Annotated in this window: 23 protein-coding genes; 11 read left to right on the top strand and 12 right to left on the bottom strand. The window is 35.8% G+C overall.

Annotated elements, in window-relative coordinates:
- Positions 1–5 precede the first annotated feature (5 nt).
- A complete protein-coding gene (locus EZ449_RS11720) occupies positions 6–791 on the bottom strand; it encodes a C40 family peptidase (protein WP_131558901.1) in 786 nt (261 codons plus the stop codon).
- Positions 792–901: 110 nt separating this feature from the next.
- Here EZ449_RS11720 and EZ449_RS11725 point away from each other — a divergent pair, with 110 nt between their 5' ends.
- Both EZ449_RS11725 and EZ449_RS11730 read left to right on the top strand, forming a co-directional pair.
- Entirely contained in the window at positions 902–1,354 is a 453-nt protein-coding gene (locus EZ449_RS11725) for a universal stress protein (protein WP_131558903.1), read from the top strand.
- 15 nt (positions 1,355–1,369) lie between these two features.
- Entirely contained in the window at positions 1,370–2,617 is a 1,248-nt protein-coding gene (locus EZ449_RS11730) for a serine hydrolase domain-containing protein (protein ID WP_131558905.1), read from the top strand.
- Between the two features lie 73 nt (positions 2,618–2,690).
- Here the strand turns inward: EZ449_RS11730 and EZ449_RS11735 are convergent, their stop codons facing one another.
- Positions 2,691–3,041, bottom strand: a complete 351-nt coding sequence (locus tag EZ449_RS11735; RefSeq protein ID WP_131558907.1) for a 4Fe-4S dicluster domain-containing protein — start codon at positions 3,039–3,041, stop codon at positions 2,691–2,693.
- A gap of 78 nt (positions 3,042–3,119) precedes the next feature.
- On the opposite strand from EZ449_RS11735, the gene EZ449_RS11740 reads away from it, so the two are divergent.
- Positions 3,120–4,133 (top strand): acyl-CoA reductase, encoded by a 1,014-nt coding sequence (locus EZ449_RS11740; protein WP_131558909.1) that lies wholly within the window; start codon positions 3,120–3,122, stop codon positions 4,131–4,133.
- A 1-nt stretch (position 4,134) separates the two neighbouring features.
- On the opposite strand, the gene EZ449_RS11745 is transcribed toward EZ449_RS11740, so the two are convergent.
- On the bottom strand, positions 4,135–4,755 hold the full coding sequence (locus EZ449_RS11745) for a hypothetical protein (RefSeq protein WP_131558911.1): 621 nt from the start codon (positions 4,753–4,755) through the stop codon (positions 4,135–4,137).
- Between the two features lie 126 nt (positions 4,756–4,881).
- On the opposite strand from EZ449_RS11745, the gene EZ449_RS11750 reads away from it, so the two are divergent.
- The 6 genes from EZ449_RS11750 (at position 4,882) to EZ449_RS11775 (ending at position 11,033) form a co-directional block, all read left to right on the top strand.
- Positions 4,882–6,804 carry a gliding motility-associated C-terminal domain-containing protein gene (locus EZ449_RS11750; RefSeq protein WP_131558913.1) on the top strand — a complete coding sequence of 641 codons (1,923 nt, stop codon included), beginning with the start codon at positions 4,882–4,884 and terminating at the stop codon, positions 6,802–6,804.
- 51 nt (positions 6,805–6,855) lie between these two features.
- Positions 6,856–7,059: a fructose-6-phosphate aldolase gene (locus EZ449_RS11755; protein ID WP_131559147.1), complete on the top strand. Its 204-nt coding sequence runs from the start codon at positions 6,856–6,858 to the stop codon at positions 7,057–7,059.
- A gap of 1 nt (position 7,060) precedes the next feature.
- Positions 7,061–7,744 (top strand): cell division ATP-binding protein FtsE, encoded by a 684-nt coding sequence (locus tag EZ449_RS11760; RefSeq protein ID WP_131558915.1) that lies wholly within the window; start codon positions 7,061–7,063, stop codon positions 7,742–7,744.
- Positions 7,745–7,869: 125 nt separating this feature from the next.
- Positions 7,870–8,451 carry a nucleotide exchange factor GrpE gene (locus EZ449_RS11765; protein ID WP_131558917.1) on the top strand — a complete coding sequence of 194 codons (582 nt, stop codon included), beginning with the start codon at positions 7,870–7,872 and terminating at the stop codon, positions 8,449–8,451.
- A gap of 91 nt (positions 8,452–8,542) precedes the next feature.
- On the top strand, positions 8,543–9,706 hold the full coding sequence (gene dnaJ, locus EZ449_RS11770; RefSeq protein ID WP_131558919.1) for a molecular chaperone DnaJ: 1,164 nt from the start codon (positions 8,543–8,545) through the stop codon (positions 9,704–9,706).
- Positions 9,707–10,100: 394 nt separating this feature from the next.
- A complete protein-coding gene (locus tag EZ449_RS11775; RefSeq protein ID WP_225872296.1) occupies positions 10,101–11,033 on the top strand; it encodes a Ppx/GppA phosphatase family protein in 933 nt (310 codons plus the stop codon).
- Here the strand turns inward: EZ449_RS11775 and EZ449_RS11780 are convergent.
- The 9 genes from EZ449_RS11780 to EZ449_RS11820 form a co-directional block, all read right to left on the bottom strand.
- Positions 11,028–11,714 carry a hypothetical protein gene (locus EZ449_RS11780; RefSeq protein WP_131558921.1) on the bottom strand — a complete coding sequence of 229 codons (687 nt, stop codon included), beginning with the start codon at positions 11,712–11,714 and terminating at the stop codon, positions 11,028–11,030. The genes EZ449_RS11775 and EZ449_RS11780 overlap by 6 nt on opposite strands.
- Positions 11,715–11,785: 71 nt before the next feature.
- Positions 11,786–12,358 carry a Maf family protein gene (locus tag EZ449_RS11785; RefSeq protein ID WP_131558923.1) on the bottom strand — a complete coding sequence of 191 codons (573 nt, stop codon included), beginning with the start codon at positions 12,356–12,358 and terminating at the stop codon, positions 11,786–11,788.
- A gap of 73 nt (positions 12,359–12,431) precedes the next feature.
- Positions 12,432–12,836: a hypothetical protein gene (locus EZ449_RS11790; RefSeq protein ID WP_131558925.1), complete on the bottom strand. Its 405-nt coding sequence runs from the start codon at positions 12,834–12,836 to the stop codon at positions 12,432–12,434.
- A 117-nt stretch (positions 12,837–12,953) separates the two neighbouring features.
- Positions 12,954–13,481 carry a KdsC family phosphatase gene (locus tag EZ449_RS11795; RefSeq protein ID WP_131558927.1) on the bottom strand — a complete coding sequence of 176 codons (528 nt, stop codon included), beginning with the start codon at positions 13,479–13,481 and terminating at the stop codon, positions 12,954–12,956.
- 69 nt (positions 13,482–13,550) lie between these two features.
- A complete protein-coding gene (gene iscX / locus EZ449_RS11800; protein ID WP_131558929.1) occupies positions 13,551–13,796 on the bottom strand; it encodes a Fe-S cluster assembly protein IscX in 246 nt (81 codons plus the stop codon).
- Positions 13,797–13,862: 66 nt separating this feature from the next.
- Positions 13,863–14,195 carry a 2Fe-2S iron-sulfur cluster-binding protein gene (locus tag EZ449_RS11805; RefSeq protein ID WP_131558931.1) on the bottom strand — a complete coding sequence of 111 codons (333 nt, stop codon included), beginning with the start codon at positions 14,193–14,195 and terminating at the stop codon, positions 13,863–13,865.
- Positions 14,196–14,236: 41 nt separating this feature from the next.
- Complete coding sequence (locus tag EZ449_RS11810) at positions 14,237–15,001, bottom strand: Rossmann-like and DUF2520 domain-containing protein (protein WP_131558934.1); 765 nt, start codon at positions 14,999–15,001, stop codon at positions 14,237–14,239.
- A gap of 2 nt (positions 15,002–15,003) precedes the next feature.
- Positions 15,004–17,469 carry a heme lyase CcmF/NrfE family subunit gene (locus EZ449_RS11815; protein ID WP_131558936.1) on the bottom strand — a complete coding sequence of 822 codons (2,466 nt, stop codon included), beginning with the start codon at positions 17,467–17,469 and terminating at the stop codon, positions 15,004–15,006.
- Between the two features lie 4 nt (positions 17,470–17,473).
- Entirely contained in the window at positions 17,474–17,908 is a 435-nt protein-coding gene (locus tag EZ449_RS11820; protein ID WP_131558938.1) for a cytochrome c maturation protein CcmE domain-containing protein, read from the bottom strand.
- Positions 17,909–18,250: 342 nt separating this feature from the next.
- Here EZ449_RS11820 and EZ449_RS11825 point away from each other — a divergent pair, with 342 nt between their 5' ends.
- Together EZ449_RS11825 and EZ449_RS11830 are read left to right on the top strand one after the other, a co-directional pair.
- Positions 18,251–18,931, top strand: coding sequence for a hypothetical protein (locus tag EZ449_RS11825; RefSeq protein ID WP_131558940.1), 681 nt, complete (start codon positions 18,251–18,253; stop codon positions 18,929–18,931).
- 1 nt (position 18,932) lies between these two features.
- Complete coding sequence (locus tag EZ449_RS11830; RefSeq protein ID WP_131558942.1) at positions 18,933–21,005, top strand: hypothetical protein; 2,073 nt, start codon at positions 18,933–18,935, stop codon at positions 21,003–21,005.
- Positions 21,006–21,197: the final 192 nt, after the last annotated feature.

Raw genomic sequence — 21,197 nt, forward strand, 5'->3', positions numbered from 1 at the left:
AATCCTTATTCCACAAAGCGTTTGATAATCCTTAATTTATGTGAATATTTTCCTAGCTCCTTATTAAAAATCCCTTGATCATCAATGGGATCAATTTTTACTTTTGCCGAAGAATGGATAATCTCGTTAGGGCTTAACATAATTCCAACGTGGGTAATTTTACCTTCAGCATTATCAAAAAAAGCAACATCACCTGGTTTACATTCTGCAAGAAAGCCGACTAATTCTCCTTGTTCAGCCTGTTGAGAGGCATCGCGGTGTAATTTAATGTTCAACATTTTGAAAACAGTTTGAACGAAACCCGAGCAGTCTAATCCGAATAAATGTTTTCCTCCCCATAAATAAGGAACATTTTGGAAAAATTTTGCGGTAGATTCTATTTCAGATTTAAAATTAGCTTTTGAACTGTCATGAGCCTCAAAACCCAGTTTAAACTTTTCTTCACCAGCATAACAATAACCATCTGTTAAATAAGGCAAATTACTCGCCGGACTTAAATGATAAAAACTCCCATCCGCAGCAGTTAAAACACTGTTAAAACTTAATGGGGCAAGCAATTTACAATCATGCATTTCGGCAAACTGACTTTGCGTAATTGGAGCCAATTGTCTAAAATCCATCCAACCTTCGTAGCCATCGTAACCATTTTGAATTAACCACCAACGCTCTTCTTTCTGAATAATTTCTACATGTTCACCAAATAATAGCTGCGACACAATTTCTGCTTTGTCTGATGGTTCTGCTCGTAAAGGTGCTACAGCGACTCTACAAATTCCGTATTGATTTTCCATTTAAATATGCTCGTAAAAGATGAAGTAAAACTAATAAAATACATCCATTCGCTAACATTTTGCGCACAAATTTGTTAATTTTATGATGATCACCTTTAAACCTGCTCACTATGAATTTTAAGAAAATATTAATTGCAGTTGATAACAGCACTTGCTCAGAAAAAGCTGCAAAGGCAGGATATGACATGGCCGAAAAGTTTCAGGCCGAGGTTGCCTTGGTAAATATTATCGAGCCTATCCCGACAAATGTAAATCCTGATTTAACTTTGGCGCCAGTGTTTCTGGAAACTTATGATAATAGTGAAGAAAACAGTCACATCTTACTGAAAGAGATGGAAACAAAATATGGTAATGGAATTAAAACTACCTATTTAAGTGTTGTTGATACTGCGGCTCATGGCATAATCCAACAATCTGATGAATGGGGATCTGATTTAATTGTGATTGGTACTTATGGTAGAACAGGATTATATCACTTTTTGATGGGAAGTGTAGCAGAACATGTTGCTCGAAAATCTGCTTGTCCGGTTTTGATTATTCCAAACAAATGTGACTTAGATTAACCGAATTTACGGCGCATGAAAAAAGTAATTATCAACCCTATTTTATTTATTCTTCTTATTGGTAGCTCAGCTTTTGCACAATCTGGCAAAACAATAATCACTGTTAATAAATTTACAAAAATTGATAATCTTTTTAAACAATACCTTGATAGCGGCTGGATAAAAGGCATCACAGCAAATATCGCAATTGATGGAAAAACCGTTTACAATAAAGCATTTGGAAATCAAATTGATCGACCTTTTAGAACTGATGATATTTTGAGAATAGCTTCGCAAACTAAAGCAGTAACCAGCGTTGCAGTCATGATGTTATTTGATGAGGGACAGTTTACACTCGATGATCCAATCTCCAAATATATTGTTGCTTTTAAAAACCCAAAGGTCTTAGATAAATTCAATCCAACAGATTCTACCTACACCACGAAACCGGCTAAAAGAGAAATTACCATTCGAGATTTATTAACCCACACCTCTGGACTTGGTTATGCACAAATTGGATCGCCCGAAATGAATGCGATTTATGCCAAATCTGGCATTGAGGCTGGATTTGTGATCAATAAAAAGCTATTGAAAACCGAAATTAACAAATTAGGAAAATTGCCCCTTGAAATCAATCCAGGTCAAAAATGGCAATATAGCCTGGGCATGGATGTTTTAGGCAGATTGGTAGAAGTAACATCTGGATTAAGTTTAGATCGATTTTTTAAAGAAAGAATTTTTAATCCATTGGGAATGACCGATACTTATTTTGCATTACCAAAAGATAAGCAAAATAGGTTGGCCACTGTTTACACAGAGGATGAAAAAAATCACGTAGTTAAACCATGGAAAGATGGAGCATTTCCTGGTGCAACCATTAACTATCCAATAAATAACAATGGATATTTCGCTGGTGGAGCGGGTTTGGTTTCTACCTCAAAAGACTATGGAATATTTCTCCAAATGCTTTTAAATGATGGAGAATTAAATGGCAAGAGGATACTTTCTAAGCGAAGTGTAGATTTAATGACTATTAACCAAATTGGTAAAATTCCTTTTGGAGATAATTCTTTTGGTTTAGGATTCGAGATCACTACCGATAAAGGCAGCAAAAAACTTGGCCAAAGTGCAGGTTCTTATGGTTGGGGTGGTTTTTTTGGCTCCACATATTGGGTAGATCCGAAGAAGAAAATGGTAGCGCAGATCTATGTTCAGCAATGGCCGCTCTCTCATGGAGATGTAGCTAATAAATTTAAATCATTGATTTATCAAGCCTTAAAATAAATTTATTCGCAAAAAAAAGTCCCGATTTGCATCGAGACTGATATTTATATGCGAAGATCGTTTATGTACAATCTTAATTCTCTTGGTGTAACCAAGCTTTTTTAGCTAACAATTCTTCTTCGGTTTCGCGTACATCTTCATCATCTACGCAACAATCTACCGGACAAACCGCAGCACATTGAGGCTCATCATGGAAACCTTTACATTCTGTACATTTATCAGATACTATGTAATAAACTTCGTCAGAAACCGCCTCCTGTGAGGAATCAGCTTCGATTTGTTGATTACCAAAATCAATGATACCATTCAAGTTAGTACCATCAGAAAAACGCCAAGCAGTACCGGCATCGTAAATTGCGTTATTAGGACATTCTGGTTCGCATGCCCCACAATTTATACACTCATCTGTTATTTTAATCGCCATGTTTTCGTCTAATTCTTTTGCTTAGTTTACCTTTGCGCTGCAAATATAGCACTTAATCACTTAATAATAATTCTAAATATGTCAGTATTAACTCAAGAAAAAGTAATAATCGCCTATAAAAAACTAGGCAAATTTCTTGCCACTCCTACTGGTTTACTGGAAAATACAATTCTTTCGGCCCAAAATAGCAATGCTTGGTTCACTATAGAAAACGTAAAAAAATCTATTTTATCCTTTTCAGAAATGCTGAATGATACAGATATAGAAACATGGTTTCAATCCATTATGTTCAGCTCATCGCCAAAAAAAGTAGGATTAATTTTAGCTGGCAACATTCCAATGGTTGGTTTTCATGATGTTCTATGCGTTTTAGCCACGGGAAACATTGCCTTAATAAAACTTTCCTCAGCTGATGATAAATTGATTAAAACCGTAATTGCAGAACTAATTAATATTGAACCTGCGTTTCAGGATAAGATCGAATATGTAGAACGATTAAAAGATTTCGATGCCGTTATCGCAACAGGAAGCAACAATTCGTCAAGGTACTTTGATTTTTACTTTTCAAAAGTGCCTAATATTATCCGCAAAAACAGAAATAGTGTAGCCGTTTTAGATGGGTCAGAAACTTTTGAGGATATTCAGAATTTAGGATCAGATATTTTCGATTACTTTGGTTTAGGCTGCAGAAATGTTTCTAAAATTTATTTCCCAAAAGGTTATGACATTGCCAATTTATACGAGGGAATAGAAAGTTTTCAGCCCATTATCAATCATTTTAAATACAACAATAACTACGATTACAATAAGTCGATTTACTTGGTAAATGCCGCAAAACATTTTGATAACGGCTTTTTACTCCTCAAGGAAGATGAAAGTTTAACATCACCATTGGCTGTTCTTTTTTATGAAGAGTATGAAAATTTGAGTGATATAGAAACAGAACTTAACGAAAAAGCAGATAGCATACAGTGTGTAATTACCAAATTAGGTTTAAAGATGAACACTTTTGCCTTTAGCGAAAGTCAACACCCTAAACTTTGGGATTATGCTGATAATGTAAACACAGCTGAGTTTTTGAATAGCTTATAAGTTATTTGAAATATGAATGAAACAATTTAGTAAACTTGATAATTGATTGTCTACCTTTCCTACCAGGACAATATTTCTCAAAACTATCTGGTTCATAAAAAACTAAAGATTTAATATTATTTTTTGTGATGAGATGAACCCATATCCCTAAACCATCTTCAATTGAAATCGAATTTACATTTTTATTTAACGGACAACCTCCGCCATCTACAGAATCGTCTTTAATGTCCCAAGGCTTAAGAGCTGAAACTTCTCTCCAGAATTTAATCAAAGTATCGGGCTTAATATCAAAAACATTAAAGAACTGATTTACATCTATTGGCGTTTTATAAATCTCCATCATCAATCTTGAAGAAATAGTGGCGGCAATCCTTCTTGGAACTTTGTTAATGCTAGAATATTTTCTTACATCTTTATACATGTAACAGGTAAGCGTATCCCCTTTTTTACTCAATAAATATAAATTTGGCGGGTCGATCCATCCTCCTGTGTATTGAACAATAATGGTGCTATCAGCATTAACTTGCATAAATTTATACAATGCAGTAGATTCATCCCTTACCTGAGCATAAGCCAATTGAACTGCAATAATAAAGAAGAAAAGAAATATGTTTTTTTTCATTAATTAAGAGATGCAAATTATGAAAATTTCCATACAGAGATTAATAATCTTATTCAACTTGGTTTCAATTAAATCTTGGTTTTTTCTAAAATTTTATTTAGATATTCGCTAAATGGCTTTTAGGCAATGCGCTATCCAAGTATATTCTTAATTATTCTTCTAATTTTATTTTACAATGGCAAATTATTTGCGCAATGCAGTGGTGCATTGGGCGATCCCATTATTAATATAGATTTTGGTTCTGGTACAAGTAGATTCGGTCCTGCATTAAATAGTGGCATAACCAACTATAATTATGTTACCGTATCTCCTAAAGATGGTCAATATACTTTGGTAAAAACCGTTTCGGGTTTAAATAGCGGTTGGATACAGAACATAGTCAACCATACTCCAAATGATCCAAATGGATATATGATGTTGGTTAATGCCAGTCACAATCCCGATATATTCTATCAAGCAACTATAAATGGGCTCTGCCCTAATACCACGTACGAGTTTTCGGCATATATCATTAACATATTAATTTCTCGTAGCGGAGTAGAGCCAAATATCAAATTCACTATAGAAAATGATGGGACTATTATTAAAGATATTCCAACAGGTAGTATTCCAGCAGGAAATGCCAACAGTTGGGTAAAATATGGAACTACTTTTACTACACCATTAAATTTAGGCACAATTACCCTTAAAATGACTAATACTGTAAACAATAATAATGGTATCGGCGGGAATGATTTAGCTTTGGATGATATTGTTTTTCGTGCCTGCGGGCCAGAGCTAACTCCATCAATTGAGGGCGGTAATTCAACTTTTACTACTTTATGTGAAGGTGATAATGCTAATTTTAAATTTAAAACAGCAACAACTCCTGGGGTTTATCAAGATCCTAGATTCCAATGGCAGAAAAATACGGGCACTGGTGGTTTTACAGATATACCAGGCGAAACCAATGAAGAAATTCAAGTTTCATTTGTAAATGCTGCACGAGGGGTTTATCAATATCGCCTTGTGGTGGCCGATGGAGATAACATTAATTCTCCAAATTGCAGAGTAAGCGGTTCTCCTTTAACTGTTGAGGTAAACCCAAGGCCAATAGCCAATATAACCACTGCCGCACCTGTTTGTGTGGGAGATCCCATTCAACTCAGGGCTTCGGGTGGAACAAGTTATAAATGGAGTGGCCCTAATCTATTTACCTCTGATGATCAAAATCCCATCATACGGAATGCAACCAAAGCTATGGCCGGCGCTTATTCTGTTACGGTTACAGCCAGAGGATGCGATGCTGTAGCATCAACCAATGTTCAAATTTTAGATCCGGTAATTGTAACCACAAACGTTCAATCTGCTACCATTTGCGAGGGAAAATCTGTTCAGTTAGAAGCTTCTGGAGGAACAGCATATCTATGGTCTCCTGCAAAAGGCCTTTCAGATTCGCAAGGTCCTAATCCAATCGCCTCGCCTACTGAAACCACGATTTATACCGTTCGGGTATCAAATGGTGCTTGTTCAGAAACCGCAGAGATAACAGTGAATGTTAATAAAAATGCAATCGCTGATGCTGGTGGAGATCAAAAAATTCTATCGGGACAAACAATAACCCTCAATGGAAAAGTAACAGGTGATGATTTTACCTATTTCTGGACAGCAAGTGATTATCTTGATGATCCATCAAAACTGAATCCGATTGCAACACCAACAGAAGATATCACTTATACCTTGCATGCCATTTCCAATTTAGGCTGTACAAGCACTACCGATGATGTTTTTATAAAAGTTTATCCAAAAGTTATAATCCCTAATTCGTTTTCTCCAAATGGCGATTCAGTAAATGATACTTGGAATATTCCTGCAGCAATAAGTTTTACAAATCCTATAATCAAGGTAACTAACAGGTATGGCCAATTGGTTTATGAAAGCAAAGGGACTTTTAAACCTTGGGATGGCAAATTTAATGGTAAGGAATTGCCACCCGCCGCTTATTATTACACCATTTATTTGAATGAAGATTTTCAAACTTACTCCGGGTGGGTTATGCTAATCAGATAAAAACCAGTTCTTGCTTTCGCTTATCGTTTGGAAATGCTATTTTTGAACACAATGTATATCGTTAAAGTTAAAGGCATCGCCAAAATTCCGGATTACGTACAATTAAGGGATGATAAGTTTACGCTCCTAGCTTATTTTAGGGTTGATAGACCAGATAAATCTTTGCAAAAGTTAGGATTAGGCGACAAACAAGATTACATTATGGAAATGGTTAAAGATTTGCCTTTTGGGCAAATTGCTAAATTAGAAATATAAAATGGCAGGCAACGCAGTAATTCATTTAAGCAATGTTGATGTTTTTCAACAGAAACACTTAGTACTCTCAAACGTAAATTTACACATCGAAAAAGACGAATTTATCTTCTTAATCGGTCAAACAGGTTCGGGTAAAAGTAGCTTGCTTAAAATATTATATGGCGATTTACATATTGGCAATGGCGAAGGAAACATTGCTGGTTTTGACCTTAAAAATCTTAAGGAAAGTCAGGTTCCCTTTTTACGCAGAAAACTGGGTGTTGTGTTTCAAGATTTTCAACTGCTAACAGATAGAACCATTGAGAAAAACCTAGAGTTTGTATTAAAAGCAACAGGCTGGAAAGATGCGAAACTGATTAATGAACGCATAAAAGACGTACTGGACAAGGTTGGTTTGCGCTCGAAAATAAAGAAAATGCCTCATGAAATTTCTGGCGGCGAGCAACAGCGAATTGTAATTGCAAGGGCATTACTTAACGATCCAGAAATTATCCTTGCCGATGAGCCTACTGGAAATTTAGACCCTGAAACATCAGAAGAAATTGTAACGCTTTTAAAGCAAATTAGCCAAGCCGGAACTGCGGTTTTAATGGCTACACACGATTATCACATCATCCGTACTTTCCCATCACGCATTATAAAATGCGAAAATGGTGTGGTACTAGAGGGTGCACAAATAGCATAAAATTCTGACACCCGTCAGTCAATCAGCCAATCTGGTCAGATATATTCAAATAAATCTGCCAGCTTGGCTGATTTCCGTTTATGGCAAAATAGTTGAGAATAACACAAAAAATTCAGCCTAGTATTATGTTTAATAAGAAGAAAAATAACGACAAAGAAGAAAATATAATGAATCCTGAAAACACATCAGAAAATGCTGCTGAAAATGTAGAAAATACTGATGCCTCTACCAATGAGACTGAACAAGCGCCAGAATTATCTGCTGAAGAGAAATTGCAAGTAGAGGTTCAACACCTTAATGATAAATATTTACGTTTATATGCTGAGTTCGATAATTACAAACGTCGTACACAAAAAGAACGTGTTGAGTTGTTACAAACTGCAGGTAAAGATGTAATTGTATCTCTATTGCCGGTTTTAGATGATTTTGATCGTGCTTTAAAAGCAATGGATACTGCAGCAGATGTAGCACCAGTTAAGGAAGGAATAATTTTGGTTAGCACTAAGTTAAAAAATACCTTATCGCAAAAGGGATTGAAAGATGTAGAAAGCATCAACCAACCTTTTGATACCGATTTCCATGAAGCGATTACCAATATTCCTGCACCAACTGCAGATTTAAAAGGTAAGGTAATTGATGAGGTAGAAAAAGGATATACATTAAACGATAATGTTATCCGCTTTGCTAAAGTTGTAGTAGGAGCATAAAAATAATTTTGAATGATAAGAATTTTGAATGATGGAATATTAAAACCATTCACTCATTCAGTCATTCAACCATTCAATCATTAAAACAGAGATGAGTAAAAGAGATTATTACGACATATTAGGTGTTAGCAAAAGTGCAGCAGCCGATGAGATAAAGAAAGCTTATCGCAAGATGGCGATTAAGTATCACCCAGATAAAAACCCAGGCGACAAGGCTTCTGAAGATAAATTTAAGGAAGCTGCAGAAGCTTATGAAGTTTTAAGTAGCCCTGAAAAAAAACAACGTTATGATCAATATGGTCATGCCGGTGTTGGCGGTGCAGCTGGTGGTGGTTATGGCGGTGGCGGCATGAACATGGATGATATCTTCAGTAATTTCGGAGATGTATTCGGTGGTCATAATCCTTTCGAAAGCTTTTTTGGTGGTGGCGGTGGTGGTCAGCAACGTGGCGGCAGACGAGTAGCTAAAGGCTCTAACTTGCGTATAAAAGTTAAATTAACACTCGAGGAAATTGCTCACGGTGCAGAGAAAAAAATTAAGGTTAACAAATTAATCGTTTGTAAAACCTGCGATGGCTCTGGCGCAAAAGATAAATCATCGGTAAGTACTTGTGGTACTTGCGGTGGTAGTGGCCAAGTTCGTAGAGTAACCAATACAATTTTAGGGCAAATGCAAACTGCCTCTACCTGCCCTATCTGTAATGGTAGCGGACAACAAATTACTTCGAAATGTACGGTTTGCCATGGCGATGGAGTTGTTCGTGGCGAAGAAACCATTACCATTAATATTCCTGCAGGTGTAAGCGAAGGCATGCAATTGAGCATGAGTGGAAAAGGTAATGCAGCACCAAACGGCGGTATCCCTGGAGATTTAATTATCTTAATTGAAGAAACCGCTCACGAAACCTTAAAACGCGAAGGAAATAACATTGTTTACGATTTGCATTTAAGCTTTGTTGATGCCGCTTTAGGGATGAGCATTGAAGTGCCAACCATTGATGGTAAGGCAAAAATCAAAATCGATCCAGGAACGCAAAGTGGCAAGTTATTGCGTTTGAAAGGTAAGGGTTTACCAGAAGTAAATTCATACCACAGAGGTGATGAAATTATTCACATTAACATTTGGACGCCAAAAGCTTTAAGTAGCGATGAGCGTGATGCATTGGAGAAATTACGTGAATCTCCAAACTTTAAACCTCAACCAGGTAAAAACGATAAGAGTTTCTTCGAAAGAATGAAAGAATATTTCGAGTAATCGAAACTTTAACATACACAGAAACCGATGTCAAAAGCATCGGTTTTTTTGTTTAAGAAGTGTTTGAAAAGCAGTTGCGGTAATTTATTTTAAAGCTAGTCGGGCTATGCGCTGTAGCTCTGGTAGAAAAAACCAGAGGCTGCCGCTTCTATCCCGTTTATAAAAGATGCATCTTACTACTATTTTCGGCAAATTGCAGATCCAAACTGACGGGCATTTTGTGGCAAATGCGATCTAGCCAATCCGAACAGGTACAAATAAAATAAACCTGATGGCACGAAAAGCCCCGAACCGATTTTTCATCGAGTTCGGGCTTGGAGGAACAGCAGGACTAAAATAACAAAAGAATTACTGAAATTGCTTTCCAAAAACCTTAAAATTTCATACTTTTTGATTGATTAAAAAAATAAATATGCGCTTTGCCATTATCGACTTAGGAACCAATACTTTTCATTTATTAATCGCTGAAACCAAAGGCAATCAATTTGAAGTTTTATTCAAGACCAATGTTCCAGTAAAGCTTGGTGAGGGAAGAATTAATGAAAATATTATTATTCCAACCGCTTTTGAAAGAGGGCTTAATTGTCTTAAGAACTTTAGCCAAACAATTAAAGACTATAAGGTAGATCAAACTCGGGCAACGGCAACATCGGCCGTTAGAAGTGCAGAAAATGGGCAGGCTTTTGTTAATGCAGCTAAGGCGCAGGCTGATATTATTATTGAAACCATTACTGGAGATGAAGAAGCCGAACTGATTTACCAAGGTGTAAAGCTAAGTGGAGCTGTGAAAGAACTATCGCTCATTATGGATATTGGCGGTGGAAGCGTTGAATTTATTCTCTGTGATACGGAAAAATTAATTTGGAAAAAAAGCTATAATATAGGAGCCGCAAGATTAATGCAGCAGTTTTTCAAATCTGATCCGATTTCTGATGATGATAAAAATGCCATCCTATTTCACGTTCAAAATCAATTAATTGATTTGTTTGATATGTGCGAAAAATATAAACCCGAAGTTTTAATTGGTTCTGCAGGTGCATTTGAAACTTTCGCTGAACTAATTTCGAGGAAAACTAATGCTGATTTCGATTTATCATCTATTAAAGCTTACCAATTCGATTTCGATGAATACATTGCCGTTACGCTAAAGCTGATTAATTCCACTCACCGCGAAAGATCGGAAATGCCAGGGATCATTCCTTTAAGGGTAGATTTGATTGTAATTGCAGCCTTAATCACAAATTATATTTTAGGCAGAACAAAAATAAATAAACTAATGCTATCCACTTACGATTTGAAAATGGGCGTTTTGGCAAGTCATTTATAAAAATTTATTTCCTTGTTTTGGCGTGTAAGCGATCTTGCCAACAATCATAAATTCTTCCATTTTTAAAATCAAATCTTTTTGCTTTTCTTTCGAAAAATCCAATATCATTGTGGCCGAATAACGGGCACTTTGTACCGTTAATGCATTATGTTTAACATTTAATCCATTTTTAAAAACAATCTCATACTTGCCATCCTTATCGGTAGTGGCATAATATTTAGTATTCGGAATTACTAACCTAATTCCAATCAAAGGTTTTTTATCTTGACCTAAAACATATCCATTAACCTTATTAACAGTTTTTGGTTTCTTATTATCCTTTTGGTCATCAATGTTTTTTGAAATTTCTAATGTCGCTTTTGGAATTGATGCATTCGCGTTTTGCATAAAAATAGATGCGCCTAATGCCAAAACCCCTAAGTATTTCATCCAATTTCTATTAACTGGAGCAACCACTAAATGGTAATTAAGCTGATTTAATTGGGTTTTGGTTAATCTTCCACAAACTTCTGTTGATGCATTAGCTAATGTTTTAATAATTTCAGCGTTGCTGTAACCCGTAAAATCAACTACACATTTACTACAGGCTTCGCAGAAATTATAACCATCTCGCTTTTCCATTTCTTCCCAATTTTGAGAACAAGGTTCGGCAATGCTAATTTGAGGTTGTGGGTTTTTCATGTTTCAGTATTTGCTTACATGATGAAAAAGCTTTTATGATTCCATAAATGATTTGAAAAAACCTCGTATGTTTATAAGCCTACCAGGTTTTCTAGCGCTCTATACAACTTCTCCGTTGGCAAGCCCATTACGTTGGTATAAGAACCCTCAATGCGCTGAACAACAGTATTCCCCCACCAATCTTGTACGCCGTAGCTTCCTGCTTTATCAAAGGGATGATAATTATCGATGTAGAAATTAATTTCCTGTTCTGTCACTATTCTGCAGTAAACTACAGTGCTATCAAAAAAAGATTCAATTTTATTGCCTTTAACTATGGTCACGCCTGTAAAAACCTCATGTTTTTGTCCTGAAAGTTTACGTAGCATTTCTTGAGCATGTGCCTTATCGTTTGGCTTGCCTAAAATTTCTCCATTTAAGGCAACAATTGTATCAGCGGTTATAATAATTTCATTTTTATCAGCAGAAAATGCCTTTGCCTTTTTTTCGGAAATATAAACGGCGATTGCTGCAGGTGACAATTCTTCTGGGTAACTTTCATCTACATCTTTAAGTTCGACTTTAAAATTTAAGCCCATTAAAGTAAGAAGTTCTTGCCTGCGTGGAGACTTGGATGCAAGTATGATAGGTAAATGTTTTAGCATGGTAAATTAGAAAGTGCTAAAATAACAAAAGCGGCCGATAAGCCGCTTCTATTGAATTATTTTTGGTTCAAAATTAGTTATTTGCACCACCACCTTGACGCTCCTGCATACGTTTCTGCATTTCAGCACGTTGCTCATCTTGCCAAGTTTTGTACAATTTTTTCTGATCTTCAGTTAAAACAGCGTTTACCTTAGTGTCATTATCAGTACGCATTTTCATCATTTTCTCTCTCATTGCATCTCTGTCGCCACCTTGAGCTTCTTCACGCATTTTCTTCATCGCATCTGCTTGTTCAGTAAAAACTACAGTCAATTTGGTTTTTTGATCATCGCTTAACTTTAATTTTTCATCTAGTTGTTTTACCCTGTCCTCAGGTTTCATCATCATACCGCCTCTACCTTGACCGCCACCTTGCTGCGCATTTGCAAAAGTTACTACCGCGAATAACAGTGCACAAATCATCATTAATTTTTTCATGTTGTTGTTTTTTGTTTTGAATTTAGACCTATTGGAGTGCAGCTACATCCAGAAGTTTAATTGCCAAATTGTAACTTCGCTGTTGCGAAAATTTAATCTGGCTTATATACACAGAAATTACTTACCAGAATCGGCAGCGTTAGAGTTTTCATCGTGCCATTTACCTTGTATTTTCATCACTTTCTCCATGATATCCCTAACAGCAGTTTTACCGCCATTGTAAGGAGAAATAAATTTAGAAATGGTTTTTATTTCTTCAACGGCATCTGCTGGGCAAGTTGGAAGCCCAACCAATTTCATCACCTTTAAATCGGGAATATCGTCGCCCATATAGAGTACCTCTTCTGCGGTAATGTTTTTATCTAAAAGATATTGATTAAAAATAGAAACCTTATCGCCTGTACCTAAAAATACATCTGTAACACCAAGATTAAAGAAACGTTTGCCCATTGCTATCCCATCTCCACCAGAAATGATGCAAACATTATAGCCTCGTTTTACAGCCAATTGCATGGCATAACCATCCTTAATATTAAAAGTGCGCAACGATTGTCCATTATCAGTAACCTGAACAGATCCATCTGTTAGCACACCATCCACATCAAAAATGAAAGTGGTTATATCTTTAAGATTTTGGAGAAACATACCTAGTTTGGGGTTGAGGGTTTGGAGTTTGGTTTAGCCGACTAACGACTCAAGACTCTGAACTCAAGACTAATCCTGATTATCTCTCCACTCATAACACCAAGCAGTTTGAATTTGCTCTAAATGTCCCTCGCTACTTTCTTCGCGAGTACCCTTAAAGTTTGGCAACTCTAAAACCCATTCTAAAAGTTCGGTAAAACGGATACGGTAAATTTTTGTTTCATTAAAATCATCACCAAACTTTTCATATAAAGACATTGCAATATCTTCATAATCGTTCCAGTAAAAGGGTAAAGCAAATTTATCGTTATTCATGTATTGTTATTTTTGGTTAACAGTTGTAATTGGTTAATTGACTAAAGACTCCGAACTCCCTACTAATTAGTGTCCCATGAAGCCAGATTGATCTGGAATGGTCACTTCTATATCGCCGTTAATTACCACGCATTGGCATCCTAAGCGGGAAGTTATTTTAGGTCGCACTGCCCTATCTATAAAATCTTCTTCCTTATCAGAAATTTCCTCGATATTATCCATGCCTTTAGTTACGTAAACATGGCATGTGCTACAACCGCAAACGCCGCCACAGTTGTGTTGAAGGTCTATTCCATTATCCAGACAAACATCCAAAACAGATTCTCCAGCAGCTATTGGTAATTCTATAGCTTCGTGATCTGCTTCCTCGAAATTTATTTTCAGTTTAAAAATACTCATAATTTGTGTTGCAAAAGTAATAAGCAAAAGCCGTAGTTACGCTATTTCAGCGTTAATTTTATGCTATCGCTTAATGTTTGATAAATGTTTTGCAATTCAGGCATGTTATTCAACAGACCTAAATGCTTATTTAAAGTGGTTTCATCGTTCCGAATTGCTGGACCAGTCTGCACATTTTCAGGCAGATTGCTCATTACCTTATCTGCAGTTTCAGCTATTAATGGTCTGATGATATTAAAATCCAAATCGTTTTCTACAAGAATCTGGTTTGCCAAAGCATATAAATGATTGGGGAAATTACAGGCAAAAACTGCAGCCAAATGTAATACTTTACGTTTATCGCCACCCAATTCATAAACCTGATTGCTTAATTTGGTCGCTAAATTTCTTAAAACTTCCAATTGTTTTTCATCTTCAGCCTCAATGCAAATTGGTAAGTGATCAAATGAAACAGCCTTAGCTTTAGAGAAAGTTTGCAGAGGATAAAATACTCCAGCGTTTTTTACGTGAGCAGAAATCACCTTAATATCGGTTGTGCCTGAAGTATGAACAACTAACCCTTTTACATTTTTCAATGCCGAGGCTAAGCTTTCAATCGCATCATCCTTAACAGCGATAATATACAAATCTGCATTTTGATCAACTTTCGATACATCATCAATCGCTTGTGCTTCAATAGCATCGGCAAGTAAATTGGCATTTATTAAATTACGACTATAAACCTGCATTACATTTTCACTTTTGGCTTTTAATGCCTTAGCTAAATGTGTAGCAACGTTTCCCGAACCTAATAAAACGATATCCATTGTTAAGCTACTTTCGCCTCTTTTCTTCTTCTAAAAATCGAGATTAAGAAACCTATCACCATCACAATCGTACCCGCCCAATATAAGTTGATGAATGGAAATTCGATCGCCTTGAAAACTACCCAATCTTTAGCTTGTTGCGGTTTCTCAAAAATTTGAAGCTCCACTTTTTTCTCATCAGGTAAAACTCTCGAGAAACGGAATTTCAAATCCAGCTCATCTAACTTACGGGCAAAATCGAAAGTGTTATTTCCTTTGATTAAAAAGATAGGCTCTGTATTATAAATTTTTCCAGCAGCGTTAATTTCTATAGGTAAACCTACAGCGTAATCTCCTTGACCAAGCGCTAAATCTTTAGCAACCGGTTTATTGTTCAATGCCTTTACTGTTACAATTCCGCTTGATGTATGGATCGTATCTCCTACTGCAACTTTAACAATTCTTGGTGCTTTGTAGTTTTCATCATCAGAATGACCTTCATGATCATCATGTGATTCTTGCTTTATTGCGGCACTTGTAATGTGAGTGTACACATCATAAGTTAAATAATGTTTAGTATCTGGAGAGGCAATTAAGCCCATTTTCTCATTATCCTGAACGTGTGGATGCAAGTTAAAATCTTCTTTTACCTTACCCTCTTTATCAACAACCTTAAAATTAAGTGTATAAATAGTATTTGGCGCTTCAGTGGTATCGGCTACATAAGTTACGGTGTACTTGCCCATTATTTTAGGTTCGTTTTTGTATAACATGATGTTTTCACCAGGCTTTTCAGTTTTTTCAAAATCCTTAACGGGAATAAAATTATTCGCATTAATAGATATTGGCTTGTTAGTAGCTGCTGAAATTAATGCACCCAAAAGCAAGAAAGCAAAACCAATGTGTGCAACAGCCGAACCAGCCAACTTTGCTTTACCACCGAAAGCCTGATATAAAACTGCAGCATTGGAAAGCACGGCAAACAAACAACTAAATGTAATTAAAATATACATGGTGTTGGTGTAAATACCAGTAACATATACTAAACCTGCTGTTAAAACAATAGCAAATAAGATTGCCGAAACTAGGCTGCTGTAAAATTTCCTTGGATCAGTTCTTTTGTATTTTAAGTATTGAGAGAAACCAGAAATCAACGTAATCAAAACTGCAAATGGTGCCTGCCACTGATTGTAATACTTAACGGCATCAATTGGTGGCGAAAATTTCGTACCAAAAGCTTTGTTAAATACCGGAACAGAAGTTGAAAAAATGACTTGAATACAAGCAATGGTAACGACTAAAGCACCAATAAACATCCAAAATTCGCGTGAATAAGTTTCCTCATCTTTAGTTGTAATCGGTAATTCTTTCCATCTTTTAACAATTAAGAAGATGGCTAAAATGGCAAATACGACGTTGTACAATATCAAGTGACCAAACATTCCCATATCGGTGAATGAGTGAACGGATGTATCGCCTAAAATTCCGCTTCTAGTTAAAAATGATGCATAAAGTACCAATAAGAAACTTAAGAAAACCAATGCGATTGCAGTAAAATAAGCATGACCAGTATTTTTATAAGCAATCATAACGTGGACAGCGCCTATTAAGGTTAACCAGGGAATTAGCGATGCATTTTCTACAGGGTCCCATGCCCAGAAACCACCAAAATTTAGTGCCTCATAAGCCCAAAACGAACCCATAATAATTCCGGTTCCTAAAACCATAACCGCAAAAAGCGTCCAAGGCATTGCAGGTTTAATCCATTCTTTATATCGTTTTTGCCAAAGGGCAGCAATGCCATAAGCAAAAGGAACAACCATACTGGCGAACCCTAAAAACAATGTTGGCGGGTGAATAACCATCCAATAGTTTTGCAATAATGGATTTAAGCCTCTTCCATCGGTAATAAATTTTAAATAGTGAGAGAAATTTTCTGGGTTAGCAAAAACCACGGGCGCCATCGATTTTAAATCAAGAGAATCTCTTAATAAAATGAATGGTGAACTACCAATTCTTTCGCCGAAAATTTCTACACCTAATAACATCGATGTTAAAAACACTTGCGAAAATGCCACAACTGTCATCACCGGGCGCTCCCAAGTTTTGGCTTTCCAAATTAAAAGCGCACCTAAAAAAGATTGCCAAAATGCCCAAAGCCAGAAACTACCCTCTTGTCCCTCCCAAAAAGCAGAAACAATATAATAAACAGGTAATTCTTTTGAGGAGTGCCAATAAACGTAACTATATTCGTTATAATGACCAAGAATTAAATAAAATAAGGTAATACCGATACCAAAAATACTGGCCCAATTCACCAGAAATCCAATTCGACCGAGGTTTCTCCAAGTTTTATCTTCTAAATTTTCTTTGCGACTGGCAAAAAAATATGCAATAGTTGAAAGTAACGATGCACTAAACGCCAACACAATAAAAAACTGTCCGATTTTACCCGGTAACAGGTTTTCGCCTACAAATTGAATATCCATTAAATTAATTATATTTTTTCTCGCCGTACTTACCTACTTCATCAACTTTACCATCTTTATTAATTTCGACAAGGTTATCGTTGTATTTAGATGGGCATTTCATTAAAATTTTCGAGGCATAGAATTTATCCTTATCCATTTTTCCGATAAGAACCAGCTTTTCCGATTTTTCGAAATCTTGAGGTTTAGTTCCGCTGTAAACTACTTCACGAACTTCGCCCTTTTCATCTTTCATGTGGAAAGAGAAATGATTGGCATCCTTAACGGCATCATAATAAGTACCTTGAGATTTATCCCAATAACCCATTACGTGTTCTTCTTTTTGAGAAGCGGTAGCCTCTTTGAAATTAGAATAAGTATCGGTATTTGCATTTAAGCTAAATAAGATTCCTACGCAAATCGCAATGGTGATGAGCCCAATAATTGCACTTTTTTTCATTTTATATGTTGTTGTAAAAGCTGGCAACAAAGATAGAAAAATCGACTTAGCGAACGCCTATTAACATTTTTCTTGTCTTTATATTGACAATTAGCTGATGATTAGGAGGGAAAACAAAAGACTTTTATAAATTAATTTTGGGCGTTTTAAAAAAAATCTATCAAAGCTGTATTCCCGATTCTAGATATCGGGAGATGTCACTTCTATCGTTAACGCAGTCACAGCATTAAAAACTAAATGTTCAACATAAAAATATCAAAATTCAACCTTAAATTATTATGTTTGAAACATCAGATAATCATTCCTCATTTACATCCCAAGTAAAACATAAATTAGATTAATATGAACCTTAAGCAGTTCTACAAGCTTTTATTATTGATAGTTTTAATACCCATTTTAAGCTCTTGTTTTGAGGTTATTGAGGAAATTACCATGCGAAACGATGGCACTGGCGATGTGGTACTTACTATAAATTTGAGTCAGAGCAAAACCAAAGTTGCATCAGTAATGCTTTTAGATAGTGTGCAAGGTTACAAAGTGCCCAGTAAGCAGAAAATTCAGCAAGAGTTGAACGAAGCAGTTGCTTATCTCAAAAAATCACCAGGAATTACAAACGTAAAAAGCACCAGCGATTTCAATAATTACATTGCCACAATTGGTTTCACTTTTAAAGATGTCTCCAATATCAATAACATCACCAAAAACATTTTAGCCCAGCAAAAAATAAAGGCGACCAATACTTCATCTTACAGTTATAATAAGGCTACAAAAACCTTTAGCAGAAAATACCAAGCGACCAATACAACAAAAACAGAATTCAATAAATTAAAAAGCAAGGATAAGGCTGTTTTTAATGGCGCAACTTACACCAGCGTTTATCGGTTCGAATCTCCTGTAACAAGTACCACCAATCCGGCATCAAACCTATCAAAATCGAAAAAAGCCGTGATGTTTAAAAGCAGCATTATGGATTTAATAAACGGGAAAATTAACGTTTCCAATCAAATACAACTATCTAAATAACATGAAGAAAATTCTAATTGCAATCTCCCTCCTATTTCTTGCCAAGCTAAATTACGCTCAGGATTTAGCTAAAAAAATTCCTGCCAACGCATTCACTGTTGCCACAATTAAAGGCGATAATGTTTTCAAACTGATGTTTGTTAAAGATTTTAATGAATCATTTGTGGGCAAAAAACTACTAACCGAAACTTCTAAATCGCTCGATAAAAACTTCACCAGCATTGAAGATTTCGGAATAAACTTAGAGAAAAACATGTATTACTTCAATCAGTTAAGCGATAGTATTACTTACAACTGCTTTCTGATTCCGTTGAAAGATGCTACAAAATTTGAAAAACTCATTAACGATAAGGATAAGAAAATCAAAACAGAGGGCGATGTGAGAACAATGATTTTACCTGATAGCTCAAGCATTATTAAGTGGAATAATAGCATGATGTACTTTGTTACCGGAAGCATTAAAAGTTCTTTTTTTGCCGATTCTATAAATTCTGCCCGTTATGGAATAAAGGAAATTAGGTATCAAAACAATTATGATGATGTTGCCATGGCTGATAGTGCGGTTATGGTTACAGATTCTGCTATGGTTAGCACAACCGAACCTGTTGTGGAAGTTGTAGCTCCGCCTGTAGCTGAAGGCTGGAAAGTTCATCCTCCGCTAAAAAAGCAAACAATTAATAAGAGTAAGACTAAAGCAACAAAATCAACCAAGAAAAAACCAGCCAAAAAGAAGTCCGCGAAGAAAAAAGTTATCATCAAACCTAAAAAAACAGAGGAAGTAACTGAAGTGGAAATAACTGATTCGCCCATAATGGGAGATCAAGATGCTATTGACAGCACCATGGAAATGACTCAAACTGGGAAACCAGATGATCAATACGACGAATATCAAAAAGAAAGAGCCGAGCAAGATGCCAAGAAAAAGCAATTGGCTTTTGTATGGATGACTGCACAGGCTGATAAAATTTTCAATTCGACTTACGAATCTATTGAAACCAATAAATCTTACACCGCAAGTTTAGATAATAAAGCCATTGCAGAACTTTGGGTATCGAGTTTGCAGGAGGTTTATAATTCTATTGCACCAGAGTTTGGCACTTATGGAAAAGCTGGTTTAATGCAAGGTTACGGCAGCTTAAATGCAAAGCTTTTTATGGATGATAAGAGTTTCCGTATTTCGACAGGATTAGAATTAGCCAAGGAACAAGCTGATGCTTACAAGAAAATTATGAATAGAAAGTTGAACAAAAACTTTCTAAAATATGTAAACAGCGAAAAAGCAATCGGCTTTATGGGCTATTCAATTGATACCAAGGCTTATTTGGAAGAGTTTCCTAAACTGATGAAACAAACTTATGGCTCATTTTTAGGAAAAAACATGGAAGAGGAAATTGAGTTAGGAACTGATTTATTTTCTCTTTTATTAGATGAAGAGGCTGTAAGCAAAGTAATTAAAGGCGATGCTTTATTCGTTATCAATGGTTTAAACACAAAAGATGTTACCTACACAACTTACGAATACGATGATGATTATAAACAAAAAGAGGTAACCAAAACAAAAAAAGAAACTTTGCCTGATTTCCTTTTCATGTTTTCTTCTGAAGATAACCGACTGATGAACAAGTTGATAAAATACGGAATCAACAAAAATTACGTAACGGTTAACAATAACATTTACAAAATTGAGGAGAAGAAAAGTCCAGTTGATATTTACTTTATGATAAAAGATGGAATTGTATTTTTTGGCAACTCACTAACTGAAATGCAAAGCATTAGCAACAATAGTTTTAACACTTCAATTAGCAAAGCCCACAAAACTTTATTGGCTAAAAACAATTTTAGCTTTTTGTTTAATGCAAAAAATTTAGTCGGCAAAGTACCAACTGAAGAAATTGGCGGCGAAGAAACGGCTAAAAAGTTTAATGAAACTTTAGGCAAAATGGGTAATGTGTATATGATATCGAACCCGATTAAAGGAAATATGGTATCAGCAGATATTTGTGCAGAAATCCCAAATGGGCATGAAAATGCATTGAAGTATTTGTTCTCTTTAATTGAGAACGCAGCGAAATAGAAATTTATTAACCTATTAAAGAATTCCAAAAGCTAACCACCCCTGCCCATCCTAAATTAGGAGGGGAGTAGAACAGTGAAATAGAAAATGTGGAGTTAAAATTATGTGTTGTGGTTTGAACCCTAATTCATAAATATTTGCAGAAAAAAGCATAATAACTACGCTACTCCCCTCCTTATTTTCAAGGAGGGG

Source organism: Pedobacter frigidisoli (genome assembly GCF_004331675.1).
GTDB lineage: Bacteria > Bacteroidota > Bacteroidia > Sphingobacteriales > Sphingobacteriaceae > Pedobacter > Pedobacter frigidisoli.